This is a genomic window from Actinomadura terrae (assembly GCF_022751215.1).
Taxonomy (GTDB): Bacteria; Actinomycetota; Actinomycetes; order Streptosporangiales; family Streptosporangiaceae; genus Spirillospora; species Spirillospora terrae.
Map to the genome: position 1 here is coordinate 1 of NZ_JAICDG010000003.1, position 12,893 is coordinate 12,893.

Below are 12,893 nucleotides of genomic sequence, written 5' to 3' on the forward strand. Positions count from 1 at the left end.
GGGTAAGGCCCCCGGTTGATGATCGGGTTGATAGGCTGGAGATGGAAGCGCGGTAACGTGTGGAGTCGACCGGTACTAATAGGCCGAGTGGCTTGACCACACAATACGTTCAAAACATATCGCTGCTGTGTGGTGTTCGCGTCCCTGTGTGGTTCCCGGAAAACAAACGGGAACCCGTTGTTGATAATTGAATTTCGAGCCTGGTCGCTCGTAACGAGTTTCCCGCACCCCTGGAACATGAGGGGGTGTTGGGGTTGGTCGTTCGGTGGTTTTGGCGAGGGGGAAACACCCGGTCCCATCCCGAACCCGGAAGTTAAGCCTCTCAGCGCCGATGGTACTGCATGGGAGACTGTGTGGGAGAGTAGGACGCCGCCGGACTCATATTGATGGAAGGGCCCCGCCGTTACCGGCGGGGCCCTTTCTCATTTCACGGGGCTTTTCCGTTGGCGCCGGTGTTACTCCTTCGGGTAGTCGGCGCTGAGGGTGACGTCTCGCCAGGTGTCGAATGCCATCCTGAGGGTGTCGAGCTTGGCCGTGGCGATGTCGAACGCAGCCTTGCCGAGCAGTAGCCGCAGTGGCGGTTCCTCGGAGCCGATCGCGTCGATGATGGCCCCTGCGGCACGCATCGGGTCTCCCGGCTGGTTGCCATAGGTGGCGAGCGTGCTCGTGCGCCGTGCGCCCGCCGTCTCGGCGTAGTCGTCGATCGTGTTCCCCGACTGGCGCATGGACGGGCCCGACCAGTTGGTGCGGAACGCCGCGGGTTCGACGATCGTCACCCTGATACCCAGGGGAGCGACCTCGGCCGCGAGCGACTCCGACAGCCCCTCGACGGCGAACTTGGTGGCGTGGTAGTAGCCGGTGGCGCCGAAGGCGGCCAGGCCGCCGAGCGAGGAGATGTTGACGATGTGGCCGCTCCGCCGCGCGCGCATGCCCGGCAGGACGGCGCGGGTCGTGTCGACCAGGCCGAAGACGTTCGTGTCGAACAGGGCGCGGACCTCCTCGTCCTCGCCCTCCTCGATGGCGGCGAGGTAGCCGTACCCGGCGTTGTTGACGAGGACGTCGATGCGTCCAAAAGCCGATTCGGCCTCCTTGACGGCCGCTGTGATCTGGGCCTTGTCGGTGACGTCGAGCGGCAGGGCGAGGGCGCGGTCCTCGCGTCCGGTGACGAGGTCGGCGATGGTGCGGGTGTCGCGTGCGGTGACCGCGACCCGCCAGCCGCGGTCGAGGACGGCGGTGGCCAGTGCCCGTCCGAGACCGGTCGAGCAGCCGGTGATGAACCAGGCGGGGGAGTTCGTGCTCATGCGGCATGTCCTTCTCTGATGGGTGAGTACGCGGGCGGCCTGCCTGAGGGTATGGGTCGACCCTGTGTCGTGCGGGAGAGTGTGATCAGTGGTCGCGGGTCGGGGTGTTCTCCGTCGGCGCGTGCTCGGGCGTCTCGCCGGCGGTGAGGCTGCCCAGCAGGGCGAGCGCCTGTTCGGACGGGCTGCCCGCCGCGGCCTCGTACACGACCAGCTGCTGGCCGGGGGCGCTGTTGACGGTCAGCGACTCGTAGTCGAGCGTCAGCTCCCCGACCAGCGGATGCCGGAACCGTTTGGTCTCGTGCGTCTTCTGGCGGATGTCGTGGCGGGCCCACAGGCGGCGGAAGTCCTCGCTCTTCAGTGAGAGCTCGCCGACCGTGTCGATCAGCTGGGGGTCGTCGTAGTCGGTCCCGGCGGCGGAGCGGAGTCCGCCGACGGTGTTGATCGCGACGCGCTCCCAGTCCGGGTAGAAGTCGCGCGCGTCGGGGTCGAGGAACGCGAGCCGGACGAGATCGCCGCTGTAGGCGTGTCCGGCGAACAGGGCCCGGCCCAGCGCGTTGTGGGCGAGGACGGTCAGGCAGCGGCCGAGGACGATCGCGGGGGTGCGGTGCCAGCCGGCCATCATGCTCAGCAGGGTCGGGCTGACCTGCTCGCGCCGGACGCGCGGGCGCCGCCGGGCCGGGCCGGGGTGGGCGAGCTGGTGCAGGTGCGCCGCCTCGTCCACGTCCAGGCGCAGTGCCCGTGCGAGCGCGTCGACCACCTGCGCGGACGGGTGGCGCTCGCGGCCCTGCTCCAGGCGGACGTAGTAGTCGGTGCTGACGCCCGCCAGCATCGCGACCTCCTCGCGGCGCAGCCCCGCCACCCGGCGCCGGCCCCCGACGGGCAGCCCCGAGTCCTCGGGCCGCACCCGCGCGCGCCGGGCGCGGAGGAACTGTCCCAGCAGGTTGTCGCTGTCCATGCCTTCGACACTAGGCGTCGATCGCCGTGGGGAGGAGCCCGGAAGGGGGCCGTGATACTCCTACCGTCCCGCGCCGAGTCAGAGGAGGGCGTTGAAGGTCGCTTCGGGGGTGTCGCGTTCGCTGTAGAGGGTCCAGGCGGTGTCGGCGAGCGCGTCGGGGTCGAGGGTGCCGGCGGGGGGCGGGCCCGGCATGGCGGTCATCATGCGGTGGATGTCGCCGCGCTCGATCAGGCCGCCGATCGTCAGGATGCCCGCGTACACGCCCTGGTCGGCGAGGCCCGCGTGCAGGGTGAGGACGTAGTTGCGCAGCGCGGCGGACGAGACCGCGAGGCTTCCGAGGGAGGGGAACGGGACGACGGCGCTGAGGCCTGCGGCGAACAGCAGGCCGCCGTCGCCGCGCTCCAGCATGTCCGGCAGGACGGCGCCGACGGTGTCGATCGCGGGGTAGATCCAGCTCATCGCCTCCTTCGCGGACGTCACGTCGGTGGAGGTGATCGGTGCGGGGAGGGCGTCCGGGTCGGCGGCGCCCGGTCCGTAGTAGACGACGTCGACGGAGTCGTGGTGTTCGGCGGCGGCGTCGAGGGCCGCGAGCAGTGAGGCCCGGTCGCGGACGTCGGCCTGGTGCGCGGTGGCCTTGATGCCCGCCGCGTCCAGCGCGGCGAGGTAGCCGGGGTGGCGGGACGCGTTGCGGGAGAGCAACGCGATGTCGTGGCCCTCGCGGCCGAAGCGGTGGGCGATCGACATGCCGAGCCCGGGGCCCGCTCCGATGACGACGGTCGTGGGCATGGGTGTGCCTCCATGAAGTTGAGGGTGCCCTCAAAATTGAGGTCGCCCTCAAGTTAGCCGAAACTTGAGGGCGACCTCAAGTTCGTAGAATGGCGTCCATGGCGAGGACGAGCCGTGCGCCCCGGGCCGACGCGGCGCGCAACCGGGACAAGCTGCTGGCCGCCGCCGCGAAGGTCTTCGGCGAGCGCGGGGTGGACGCCCCGCTGGAGGAGGTCGCGCGGCGGGCGGAGGTCAGCATCGGCACGCTCTACAACCACTTCCCAGCGCGCCAGGACCTCATCGACGCGATCTTCCCGATGCGGCTGGAGGCGCTGGAGCGGGTCGCCGAGGCGGCGCTCGCCGACCCCGATCCCTGGGACGGGTTCGTGTGCTTCGTCGAGGGGCTGTTCGAGTTGCAGGCGCGGGATCGCGGCCTCAACGACGTGCTCGCCCGGAGCTACCCGGCGTCCTCGGAGCTCAGCGGGGCCTGCCACCGGGGGTTCGTGCACCTGGTGGAGATCATCGAGCGGGCGCGGGGCGCCGGGCTGCGGGACGACTTCGAGGCGCCGGACATGGTGCCGCTCATCTGGGCGATGTCGCAGATCATCCGCGAGACGGCGGACGTCGCCCCGGACGCCTGGCGCCGTTTCCTCGCGTTCCATCTGGACGGGTTGCGCGCGGACGCCGCGCGTCCGGTGTCCGCCGCGCCGCTCACCCAGGAGCAGGTTGAGGGCCGTCCGGGGGACCCTGCGGGTTCTCCAGGGAGATGAGGCAGGACTCCAGCGCGTTCAGCTCGTCCTCGCTGAAGACCCGGATGCCCGAGCGTTCGAGGAGCGCGGTGGTGACGCCCGCTCCGGGGACCGACGTGCCGGTGAACGTCCCGTCGTAGACGCGGTGGCTGCCGCAGGACGGGCTGCCCTCCTTGAGGAGCGCGACGCGGGCCCCGGCGCGGCGGGCGGCGGCGAGGGCGAGGTGGGCGCCGCGCAGGAACGCCTCCGTCACGTCCACGCCGGTGGTGGTGACGATGCGGGCCGCGCCGTCCAGGACGGGGCCGGAGCCGACGATCTCGGCGGGTGGGCGCGGGACGGCCAGGCCGCCGGATACCTCGGGGCAGAACGGGACGAGGCGCCCCTCGGCCCGCCAGCGTCCGAAGAGGTCGGCCTCCACGGGCTTGGCCGCTCCGTCGTATCGGACCGGCCTTCCCATCAGGCAAGAACTGACCAGTATGCGTTCCACGCACTCCAGCCTATTCGGCCACTTGCCTGACTCCCCGCACCGGCGAATAGTGGGGGCGACCGCCGCACGCAGGGAGACCGGCAATGGTCCTTCTCGGCCGCACACTCCCCGAGGCGCCCGCCCCCGCGCGCCCTCGGGGCTCGGTACTGGTGTCGTGGGCGACCACGACCGACCACAAGGTGATCGGGTATCTGTATCTGATCACATCGTTCGCGTTCTTCCTCCTCGCCGGGCTGATGGCGATGGTGCTGCGCGGGGAGTTGGCGTCGCCGGGCCACCAGATCGTGAGCAACGAGCAGTTCAACCAGCTTTTCACGATGCACGGCACGGTGATGCTGCTGCTGTTCGCGACGCCGTTGTTCGTCGGGTTCGCCAACGTCATCATGCCGTTGCAGATCGGTTCGCCGGATGTGGCCTTCCCCCGGCTGAACATGCTCAGCTACTGGCTGTTCCTGTTCGGCGGCCTCATCGTCTTCGCGGCGTTCCTGTCGCCGGGCGGCGCGGCGAGTTTCGGCTGGACGGCCTATGCCCCGCTGACGAGCCAGATCCGCTCGCCGGGGATCGGCGCCGATATGTGGATCATGGGCCTGGCGCTGTCGGGGTTCGGGACGATCCTCGGCGGCGTCAACTTCATCACGACGATCATCGGCATGCGGGCGCCGGGGATGACGATGTTCCGGATGCCGATCTTCACGTGGAACATCTTCCTGACGAGCCTGCTGGTGCTGATGGCCTTCCCGGTTCTCGCGGCCGCGCTGCTGGTGCTGGAGTCGGACCGGCGGTTCGGCTCGCACGTGTTCGACCCGGCGTACGGGGGTGCGCTGACCTGGCAGCACCTGTTCTGGTTCTTCGGGCACCCCGAGGTCTACATCATCGCGCTCCCGTTCTTCGGCATCATCACCGAGGTCGTTCCGGTGTTCAGCCGCAAGCCGCTGTTCGGCTATTTCGGCATGGTCGGGGCGACGGTCCTGATCGCGGGCCTGTCGATGTCGGTGTGGGCGCACCACATGTTCACGACCGGCCGGGTGCTGCTGCCGTTCTTCTCGTTCATGTCGTTCCTGATCGCGGTGCCGACCGGGGTGAAGTTCTTCAACTGGGTCGGGACGATGTGGCGGGGCAGGCTGAGCTTTGAGACCCCGATGCTGTTCGCGGTGGGATTCCTCGTGACGTTCCTGTTCGGCGGGCTGACCGGGGTGATCCTGGCGTCGCCGCCGCTGGACTTCCAGGTGCAGGACTCCTACTTCGTGGTGGCCCACTTCCATTACGTCGTCTTCGGGACCGTGGTGTTCGCGATGTTCGCGGGCTTCTATTTCTGGTGGCCGAAGATGACCGGGAAGATGCTGGACGAGCGGCTCGGCAAGGTCCATTTCTGGTTCCTGTTCGTCGGCTTCCACACGACGTTCCTTGTCCAGCACTGGCTGGGCGCGCAGGGGATGCCGCGCCGGTACGCGGACTACCCCAAGGAGTTCACCGCGTTGAACCGCGTCTCCAGCGCGGGCGCGCTGATCCTGGGCGTCTCCACGCTGTTCTTCCTCTACAACGTGTACCGGACGGCGCGGCGCGGCGTCCGGGTGCAGGTCGATGATCCGTGGGGTTACGGGAACTCGCTCGAATGGGCCACCTCGTGCCCGCCGCCCCGGCACAACTTCGACGCGATCCCGCGGATCCGCTCGGAGCGTCCGGCGTTCGACCTGCACTACCCGAAGCTGGAGGCGGCCGGCGACGGCACGGACCCCGGCTGAGCCCTCCGGTTCCCGTCCTTGCCGATCGAGAACCCTGACGATAACGCCGCCGTAACAATCTCGGCCTTCCTGACAAATCAGACGAGTCGCTCCGCCCCGGGGCACTACGGTTCCCGCGTGACGGTGAGCTGCATCACAGGGGGCGGCCAGGCGTGAGCGACGGACGCGGCAGCGGGGAGACGTGATGGCCAGGCGGACACGGTCGGTCCGGACGAAAATCGTGTTCCTCCTGGTCCCGCCGATCGCGGCGCTGGTGGTGCTGTGGGGCTTCACGGCGGCGGCCACGCTCGGCGACACCCTCCGGCAGACCCGGACCCAGACCTTCACCGACAAGGTCATCAAGCCCACCGACGCCATGATCTCCGCGTTGCAGGACGAGCGCCGCATGTCGCTGTCCTACCTCGGCGACGACCGGACGATCGGCCGGTCCGGCTTCGACGCCCAGCGCGCGCGGACCGACCGGACCCGCGCGGCGTTCCGCAAGGCGGCCTCCGACCCGTCCGTCCGGGGCGCCGCCGCGCGGCGCACGCGCGAGCGGATGGCCGACCTGGCGGCCTCGCTCGGCGAGATCGAGGCGGTGCGCACCTCGGTCGACAAGCGGCTCATCGACCGCTCGGAGGCGCTCGGCCGCTACACCGCCTTCATCGACCGGGCGGCCGAGATCTACGAGGAGCCGCGCTCCGACGACGACCGGATCGTCCGCGACACCCGGCTCCTGCTCGGTCTGGAGCGGGCCCGCGAGAGCATGTCCCGCGAGGACGCGCTGGTCACCGGCGCGCTCGCGGCGCGCAAGATCAGCCAGGCCGAGCACCTGCGGCTCGTGCAGCTCGTCGGCGCCCGCGCGTTCCTCTACGACGACTCGACCCGCGCGCTGCCGCCGGGCGACCGCGTCCGCTACGACGCGATCGTGTCCGGCGCCGCGTTCGTCGAGTTCCGCAGGCTGGAGGACGAGCTGATGCAGGCCGGCGCCGCGCAGGGGCACCCGCCGCTGGACATCGGCGCGTGGCACACCTCGATCGAGACCGTGAACACACAGCTCGCCGAGCTGTCGTCCGGCATCCGCTCGGCCACCGCCGACCGCGCCGCGCGGAAGGCCGACGCCGTCCTGCTCCGTCTGTACCTGACCGGCGGCCTGGGCCTGCTCGCCGTGATCGTCGCGGTCGTCGTCGCGGTGCGGATGGCGCGCCGCCTCATCCGCGAGAGCCGCGAGATGGCCGACGCCGTCACCGCGTTCACCCGAGACCGGCTGCCCGCGATCACCGAGCGCGCCCGACGCGGCGAGCCCGTCCCGGACGAGGACATCGTCCTCGCCGGGGAGGTCAAACCCGCCGAGCCGCCCAAGCCCGGGGAGGACGAGCCGCCGGGCCCGCCCGCCTGGTTCGCGCGGTTTGCCGCCGCGCCCCCGCAGCCGGGGTTCACGGTCACCGAGATCAGCCGGATCGACAAGGCGTTCGCCGAGGCCCGCCGCGCCGTCATCCGCGCGTCCTCCGGCGAGGCCGCCGCGCACAAGCGGCTCAACGACGTGTTCGTGACGCTCGCGCGCCGCAACCAGTCGCTGCTCCAGCGGCTCCTCGGCCGGCTGGAGGCGATGGAGCGCGGGACCGAGGACCCCGACGCGCTCGCCGCGCTGTTCGAGCTCGACCACCTCGCGACCCGGATGCGGCGGCACGCGGAGGGCCTGGTCATCCTCTCCGGGCGGCCGTCCGGACGGAGCTGGCGGCATCCCGTCCGGCTGATGGACGTGGCGCGCGCCGCCGCGTCGGAGATCGAGGACTACACGCGGGTGGACGTCGTCCCGATGGGCCGGGCGGCGCTGTCGGGCCGCGCCGTCGCCGACACCATCCACCTGCTGGCCGAGCTGGTCGAGAACGCCGCCGCGTTCTCCCCGCCGACCACGCGGATCCGGGTGACCGGCGGGGAGGTCGCGCACGGCTTCGCGGTCGAGATCGAGGACCGCGGCCTCGGCCTCACCCGCGAGGAGATCGCGCGGCTGAACCGGCTGCTGGCCACCGACCCCGAGCTGAAGCTGGACGACTCGGTGCAGCTCGGGCTGTTCGTCGTCGCGCGGCTCGCGGCGCGGCACGGCATCCGCGTCTCGCTGCGGTCCTCGGCGTACGGGGGTGTGATCGCGATCGTGCTGATCCCGCACGCGCTCGTCGTCGACGCGCAGGACGCGGCGCCGGGCTCCGGTGCCTCCGGCGCGCCGTCCGGCGGCTCGGGCGAGTACAAGCCGCTGGTGGCCGTCTCCCGCACGACGATGGAACCGGCGGGGGAGCGTGCGGGAGAGCGGGCGCCCGTGACGCCCAAGCTCGGGCCGTCGGCGCCGACCGTCCTGCCGTCGCGGCGCGGGGACCGCGAGGACGGGGCCGCGCCGGGCACCGCCCCCGGCGGGCTGCCGAGGAGGCGGCGGCAGCAGAACATCGCCCCGCAGCTGAGGGAGGCCGCGCCCACCGACTCCGGCGAGACGCCCGCCGAGCGCTCGCCCGAGGCGGCGCGCAGGCTCATGTCGACGATGCAGAGCGGATGGCGGCGCGGCCGGGAGGACGACGCCGAGCCGGAGCGGGGCGGTGACGGCGCGGCCGCGGAGCCGGAGACGCCCCCTGGGCCGGGCGGTGAGTGATGCCCGACGAGCCGGACGACCTGTGGGTCGACGAGATGGCCGGGCCCGTCGTGCGCCCGTTCGCCGTGGCCGGCGGCCGGACGCGGCAGAGCGGCGCGGACGAGCTCGACCTCATCGCGATCGTCGTCACCGCCGAGGTGCCGATGCCGGACCCGAGCACGCTCGGCCCCGAGGACGAGCGGATCCTGGAGCTGTGCCTGCGTCCCCGGTCGGTCGCCGAGCTGGCCGCCGACCTGAGCCTGCCGGTCGGGGTGGTCCGGGTGCTGCTGAGCGACCTGCTGCGGCGGGGGCTGGTGACCGTGAACCGGCCCGCCGCGACCGCCACCGGACGCCCCGACCCGGGTCTTCTCAAGGAAGTGATCGATGGTCTCCGTGCGCTGTGACCTGGTGAGGCTGTGCGGCGTGAACAGGCTCAAGGCCCTGATGGCGAGCGCCGCGCTGCTGGCGGTGGTCGCGGCGGCCGGGTGCGGCTCGGGCGAGGGACGGGTCGAGGCGGGCGCGCCCGGGGTGACCGACAAGCCGTGCCCGAACGCGGTGAACAAGGACCACGGCTGCATCTACCTCGGCACGATCTCCGACCTGACCAGCGGCCCGTTCCGGGCGCTCGGGTCGGCGGTGACCAAGGCGCAGCGCGCGTTCTGGGACCGCGTCAACCGGCAGGGCGGCATCGGCGGCTACGACATCGACGTCGTGACCTACGTCCGCGACAACCACTACCAGCCGCAGGCCCACGTCCGCGCCTACAACGAGATGAAGGACAAGGTCCTGGCGCTGGCGCAGACGTTCGGATCGCCCGAGACCGACGCGATCCTCGGCGACCTGCACGCGAAGAAGATGATCGCGCTGCCCGTCTCCTGGACGTCGCGGTGGGAGTTCGACGACGACATCGTCGAGTCGGGGTCCTCGTACTGCTTCGAGGCCATGAACGCCGTCGACTACGGCGTGGACGAGTACGGCGCCAAGAGCGTGATGGCGATCCACTACACCGGCGACTACGGCGACGACGCGGCGGCGGGCGCGCGGATCGGCGCGCGGGTGCGCGGGCTGTCGTTCACCGACGTCCCGACGACGCAGGGGGCGGCGGTGCAGAACGCCGCCGTGCGGGCCATCATGTCGCGCAGGCCCGACCTCGTCGTGCTGACCGTGTCGCCCGCGGACGCCGCGTCCATCATCGGCAGGACGGTCGACGCCGGGTTCCGGGGCCGCTTCATCGGCGACAACCCGACGTGGGACCGGAGCATGCTGCGCGACCCGTCCGCGAACGCGATCAAGTCGCGCTACCTCCAGGTCGCGCCCTGGAAGCCGTACGCGACCGACTCGCCGGGCCATACCGCGATGCGGCAGGCGGTCGGCCGGACTGAACCCGACGACAACCTCGTCTCGGGGTGGGCGCTGTCGTATCCGCTGAAGGCGGCCCTGCAACGGGCGGTCCAGAAGAAGGACCTGTCCCGCGCGGGCCTGTTCGCGGCCGTCCGCGAGATCACCTACGTCGACTACGAGGGCATCCTGCCGTCGGAGGCGGGCAACTCCTCCGGCACCCCGAACGACTCGGCGTTCCGCAAGACGGTGTTCTCCAGGCCGGACGACCACGAGTTCTCCGGCCTCAAGGTGCTCACCGACTTCACCGAGGGCCCGACCGCGAAGGGCTACCGCCTCGACCAGCCCTGCCTCGCCGGCAAATGACCGCTCACCGGCCGGCGCGGATGCGGTCGGCGGCGAACTGGGCGACGCGGACGGCGGCCCCCGGGCTCAGCCGGACGCCGCGCCACGCGGCCCGGCCGTGCGCCGGTGCCACGATCAGCGCCTGGTTGCGCGCGACGCCCCGCATGATGTCGCGCGCGAGCCTGCCGGTCGTGTAGGGGCGGGGCGCCGCACGCGCGATCTCGTCGGACGCGTCGCCGCTCATCGGCGTCTCCGGCAGGTCCGGGTTGATGTTGCGCAGCAGCGGCGTGTCGACGAAGCTCGGGCAGACGACGCTGACCCGGACGCCGCGTCCGGCCGCCTCGGCGCGCAGCCCGAGCGACAGCCCGACGACCGCGTGCTTGGTCGCGGTGTAGGGGATGCCGGCCGGCATCGGGACGAGCCCGGCGAGCGAGGCGGTGTTGACGATGTGCCCGCGCCCCTGCTCCAGCATGATCGGGTACGCGGCGTGCACGCCGTGCACGACGCCCCGCAGGTTGACGTCGATCGCGCGGTTCCAGTGGTCGAGCGTGAGCTCCTCGGCGAGCCCGCCGATCGCGATGCCCGCGTTGTTGAACACGAGGTCGAGGCGTCCGTGCTCGTCCCGCACGCCGCCGTACAGCGCCGCGACGGCGGCGGCGTCGGTGACGTCGAGCGGCGCGGCGACTGCCGTGCCCCGGCGCAGGGTGTTCAGCCGGTCGGCGACCGCCTTGGCGCCCGCGGCGTCGATGTCGGCGACGACGGCGGTGTCGCCGCGCGCCACCAGCGACGTCGCGATGGCGCGGCCGATGCCGGACGCGCCCCCGGTCACGATCGCGACGCTCATGCCCGCGCCCCGCCCGAGGCCGCTCCGCCCGACGGTTCGACGGTGCGGCGCGTCTTCGGCTCGTCCCAGATCCCGAACGCCTGCCAGATCCGCCGGTTGACCGGGTCGACGACGCCGAGCTCGGCCATCAGGTCGCGGATCTTGCCGACCGAGTTGGAGATCTCGGCCCGCGACGCCTCGCTCCGGTACGCGGCGCGGACCACGTCCTTCGGGATGCCGAAGTGCCGCACCATCGGGCCGGGCGGGGCCAGCATGATCCGCGCCATCACGCCGAGCACGACCGGGGTCGCGACCCCGAGGATGCGGCGGCGCAGCGGCTTCATCGCGGGCACCCGGTGCCGCAGGTAGTGCCGGGCGAACGAGATGTGCCGGGCCTCCTCCGCGATATGGATCTTCATGATCGTCTCTTCGAGCGGGTGCTTGATGTGCCCGCCCTTCAGCGACTTGCGCTGGACGTAGTCGATCGGGTCCTCGCCGCCGAGCACGAACACGAAGAACATCTCGGTATTGATCAGCGGGATCCAGGGTGCGGCCTGCGCGATCAGGTTGAGCGAGCGCGGCATGCCCCGGATCGGCATCCCCGTCCGGTTCACGAACTCCTGGAACATCATCCCGTGATGACACTCCTCGGTCGTCTCGTGGTAGACGTACCGGAACTCCGGGCGGCCGTTCGGCAGCCGGTAGGCGTAGTTGAGCAGGCCCCGCTTCAGCAGGTTCTCGAACTGGAGCCCGATCTTCATCGCGGTCGCGACCCGCCACAGCCCGATCTGGGCCTGCACCTCCGGCGGCTGCGCCCGGTACCAGGCGGTCTCGCCGAGCCGGTCGAACGGCGGCAGTACCCAGCGCGGGTCGTTCTTGTCGACCGCGAACTCCGGGTCCTCCCACGGGATGTCGGCGTAGGCCTCCCAGTGCTTGTCGACCGACGCCCTGTTCAGCCGGTCGATGACGGCGAGGTAGGACTTCGCGTCCGTGACCTGCGCGCGGACCTCGTCGGCGAGTTCGGTGGGGGCTTTCGGCATGGCGGACTCCCTCGGGCTGGTACAGGCGGCGTCGCCGCCGGGCGTGCGGTGTCGGGGGCCTTCAGGTTCGGACGGGGACGGAGGTCGTGCCGTGCTCGGGTGTCGTGCCGGGTTCAGGCGTCGTGCCGGGCTCGGGGACGAGTTGCCGCGCGAAATCCTTGAGCGTGCGCAGGACGGCCTCCTGGTGACCGCTCTCGTCGTCGTCCAGCGCGTTCTGGACCGACAGGCCGACGAACATCGCGAACACGCCGCGCAGGACGCTGTCGGTGAACTCCGGCGTGAGCGTGTTCGCCGGGAACAGCCGCTCGAACGTCTCCACGATGACCTGGAGGACGCGCTCGTTGAGGTCGCGGCAGAGCGGGCGCAGCTCGTCGTCGGTGCGGGCCGCCACCGCCAGCTCGGTCAGCGCCTTGGCGGGCTTGTCGCGGAACACCTCCCACAGCAGGTCGAGCGCGCCCGCGACGTCGCGCCGCTCCGCGGGAAGCACCGCGAACGCCCGCTCGTAGGCCAGCCGCTGCGCCTCCAGCAGGTGCTCCAGCGCCGCCGCGACCAGGACCATCTTCGTCGGGTAGTGGTGCTGCTGCGCCCCGCGCGACACCCCGGCGCGGCGCGCGACCTCGGTGGTGGACGTCCCGGACCAGCCGAGGTCCACCAGGCAGTCCATGGTGGCCTCAAGCAGCCTGGCCTGGGTCTGGGAGCGGCGTTCCTCCTGGGTACGGCGGCTCCCGCCGTGACGGCGGCGTCTCACT

The 12,893-nt window shown here is 71.5% G+C and carries 12 protein-coding genes and 2 rRNA genes; 7 read left to right on the forward strand and 7 right to left on the reverse strand.

The window, feature by feature from the left end:
- Positions 1-100 (forward strand): 23S ribosomal RNA (locus K2F47_RS19875); the annotation flags it as partial.
- Between the two features lie 161 nt (positions 101-261).
- Positions 262-378: ribosomal RNA gene (gene rrf, locus K2F47_RS19880) — 5S ribosomal RNA — on the forward strand.
- Positions 379-455: 77 nt separating this feature from the next.
- Here the strand turns inward: rrf and K2F47_RS19885 are convergent.
- From K2F47_RS19885 to K2F47_RS19895, 3 genes are all read right to left on the reverse strand, one after another.
- Positions 456-1,301 (reverse strand): oxidoreductase, encoded by an 846-nt coding sequence (locus K2F47_RS19885; protein WP_242906030.1) that lies wholly within the window; start codon positions 1,299-1,301, stop codon positions 456-458.
- Between the two features lie 85 nt (positions 1,302-1,386).
- Positions 1,387-2,256: a helix-turn-helix transcriptional regulator gene (locus tag K2F47_RS19890; RefSeq protein ID WP_242906032.1), complete on the reverse strand. Its 870-nt coding sequence runs from the start codon at positions 2,254-2,256 to the stop codon at positions 1,387-1,389.
- A 78-nt stretch (positions 2,257-2,334) separates the two neighbouring features.
- Complete coding sequence (locus K2F47_RS19895; RefSeq protein WP_242906034.1) at positions 2,335-3,042, reverse strand: SDR family NAD(P)-dependent oxidoreductase; 708 nt, start codon at positions 3,040-3,042, stop codon at positions 2,335-2,337.
- A gap of 98 nt (positions 3,043-3,140) precedes the next feature.
- On the opposite strand from K2F47_RS19895, the gene K2F47_RS19900 reads away from it, so the two are divergent.
- Positions 3,141-3,791, forward strand: coding sequence for a TetR/AcrR family transcriptional regulator (locus K2F47_RS19900; RefSeq protein ID WP_242906035.1), 651 nt, complete (start codon positions 3,141-3,143; stop codon positions 3,789-3,791).
- Here the strand turns inward: K2F47_RS19900 and K2F47_RS19905 are convergent.
- Positions 3,733-4,257 (reverse strand): 2-thiouracil desulfurase family protein, encoded by a 525-nt coding sequence (locus K2F47_RS19905; protein ID WP_242906037.1) that lies wholly within the window; start codon positions 4,255-4,257, stop codon positions 3,733-3,735. The genes K2F47_RS19900 and K2F47_RS19905 overlap by 59 nt on opposite strands.
- An 83-nt stretch (positions 4,258-4,340) precedes the next feature.
- Here K2F47_RS19905 and ctaD point away from each other — a divergent pair, with 83 nt between their 5' ends.
- From ctaD to K2F47_RS19925, 4 genes are all read left to right on the forward strand, one after another.
- A complete protein-coding gene (gene ctaD, locus K2F47_RS19910) occupies positions 4,341-5,999 on the forward strand; it encodes an aa3-type cytochrome oxidase subunit I (protein WP_242906038.1) in 1,659 nt (552 codons plus the stop codon).
- Positions 6,000-6,183: 184 nt separating this feature from the next.
- The gene (locus K2F47_RS19915; RefSeq protein ID WP_242906039.1) at positions 6,184-8,619 is read left to right on the forward strand and encodes a sensor histidine kinase; all 2,436 of its coding nucleotides are present in this window, start codon (positions 6,184-6,186) and stop codon (positions 8,617-8,619) included.
- A complete protein-coding gene (locus K2F47_RS19920) occupies positions 8,619-9,002 on the forward strand; it encodes a DUF742 domain-containing protein (RefSeq protein ID WP_242906041.1) in 384 nt (127 codons plus the stop codon). The genes K2F47_RS19915 and K2F47_RS19920 overlap by 1 nt, the downstream gene beginning before the upstream one ends.
- A gap of 19 nt (positions 9,003-9,021) precedes the next feature.
- Entirely contained in the window at positions 9,022-10,302 is a 1,281-nt protein-coding gene (locus K2F47_RS19925; RefSeq protein ID WP_242906042.1) for an ABC transporter substrate-binding protein, read from the forward strand.
- A 4-nt stretch (positions 10,303-10,306) separates the two neighbouring features.
- Here K2F47_RS19925 and K2F47_RS19930 read toward each other — a convergent pair whose 3' ends face one another.
- The 3 genes from K2F47_RS19930 to K2F47_RS19940 form a co-directional block, all read right to left on the reverse strand.
- Entirely contained in the window at positions 10,307-11,125 is an 819-nt protein-coding gene (locus K2F47_RS19930; protein ID WP_242906043.1) for an SDR family oxidoreductase, read from the reverse strand.
- Complete coding sequence (locus tag K2F47_RS19935) at positions 11,122-12,144, reverse strand: AurF N-oxygenase family protein (protein ID WP_242906044.1); 1,023 nt, start codon at positions 12,142-12,144, stop codon at positions 11,122-11,124. The genes K2F47_RS19930 and K2F47_RS19935 overlap by 4 nt, the downstream gene beginning before the upstream one ends.
- Positions 12,145-12,205: 61 nt before the next feature.
- The gene (locus K2F47_RS19940) at positions 12,206-12,892 is read right to left on the reverse strand and encodes a TetR/AcrR family transcriptional regulator (RefSeq protein WP_242906045.1); all 687 of its coding nucleotides are present in this window, start codon (positions 12,890-12,892) and stop codon (positions 12,206-12,208) included.
- Position 12,893 lies beyond the last annotated feature (1 nt).

What these genes read in the sequence shown, in the direction of transcription:
- K2F47_RS19900 (WP_242906035.1), top strand. Translation starts at nt 3,141, where the DNA reads ATGGCGAGGACGAGCCGTGCGCCCCGGGCCGACGCGGCGCGCAACCGG.
- ctaD (WP_242906038.1), top strand. Translation starts at nt 4,341, where the DNA reads ATGGTCCTTCTCGGCCGCACACTCCCCGAGGCGCCCGCCCCCGCGCGC.
- K2F47_RS19895 (WP_242906034.1), bottom strand. Translation starts at nt 3,042, where the DNA reads ATGCCCACGACCGTCGTCATCGGAGCGGGCCCCGGGCTCGGCATGTCG.
- K2F47_RS19935 (WP_242906044.1), bottom strand. Translation starts at nt 12,144, where the DNA reads ATGCCGAAAGCCCCCACCGAACTCGCCGACGAGGTCCGCGCGCAGGTC.
- K2F47_RS19890 (WP_242906032.1), bottom strand. Translation starts at nt 2,256, where the DNA reads ATGGACAGCGACAACCTGCTGGGACAGTTCCTCCGCGCCCGGCGCGCG.
- K2F47_RS19930 (WP_242906043.1), bottom strand. Translation starts at nt 11,125, where the DNA reads ATGAGCGTCGCGATCGTGACCGGGGGCGCGTCCGGCATCGGCCGCGCC.
- K2F47_RS19920 (WP_242906041.1), top strand. Translation starts at nt 8,619, where the DNA reads ATGCCCGACGAGCCGGACGACCTGTGGGTCGACGAGATGGCCGGGCCC.
- K2F47_RS19885 (WP_242906030.1), bottom strand. Translation starts at nt 1,301, where the DNA reads ATGAGCACGAACTCCCCCGCCTGGTTCATCACCGGCTGCTCGACCGGT.
- K2F47_RS19915 (WP_242906039.1), top strand. Translation starts at nt 6,184, where the DNA reads ATGGCCAGGCGGACACGGTCGGTCCGGACGAAAATCGTGTTCCTCCTG.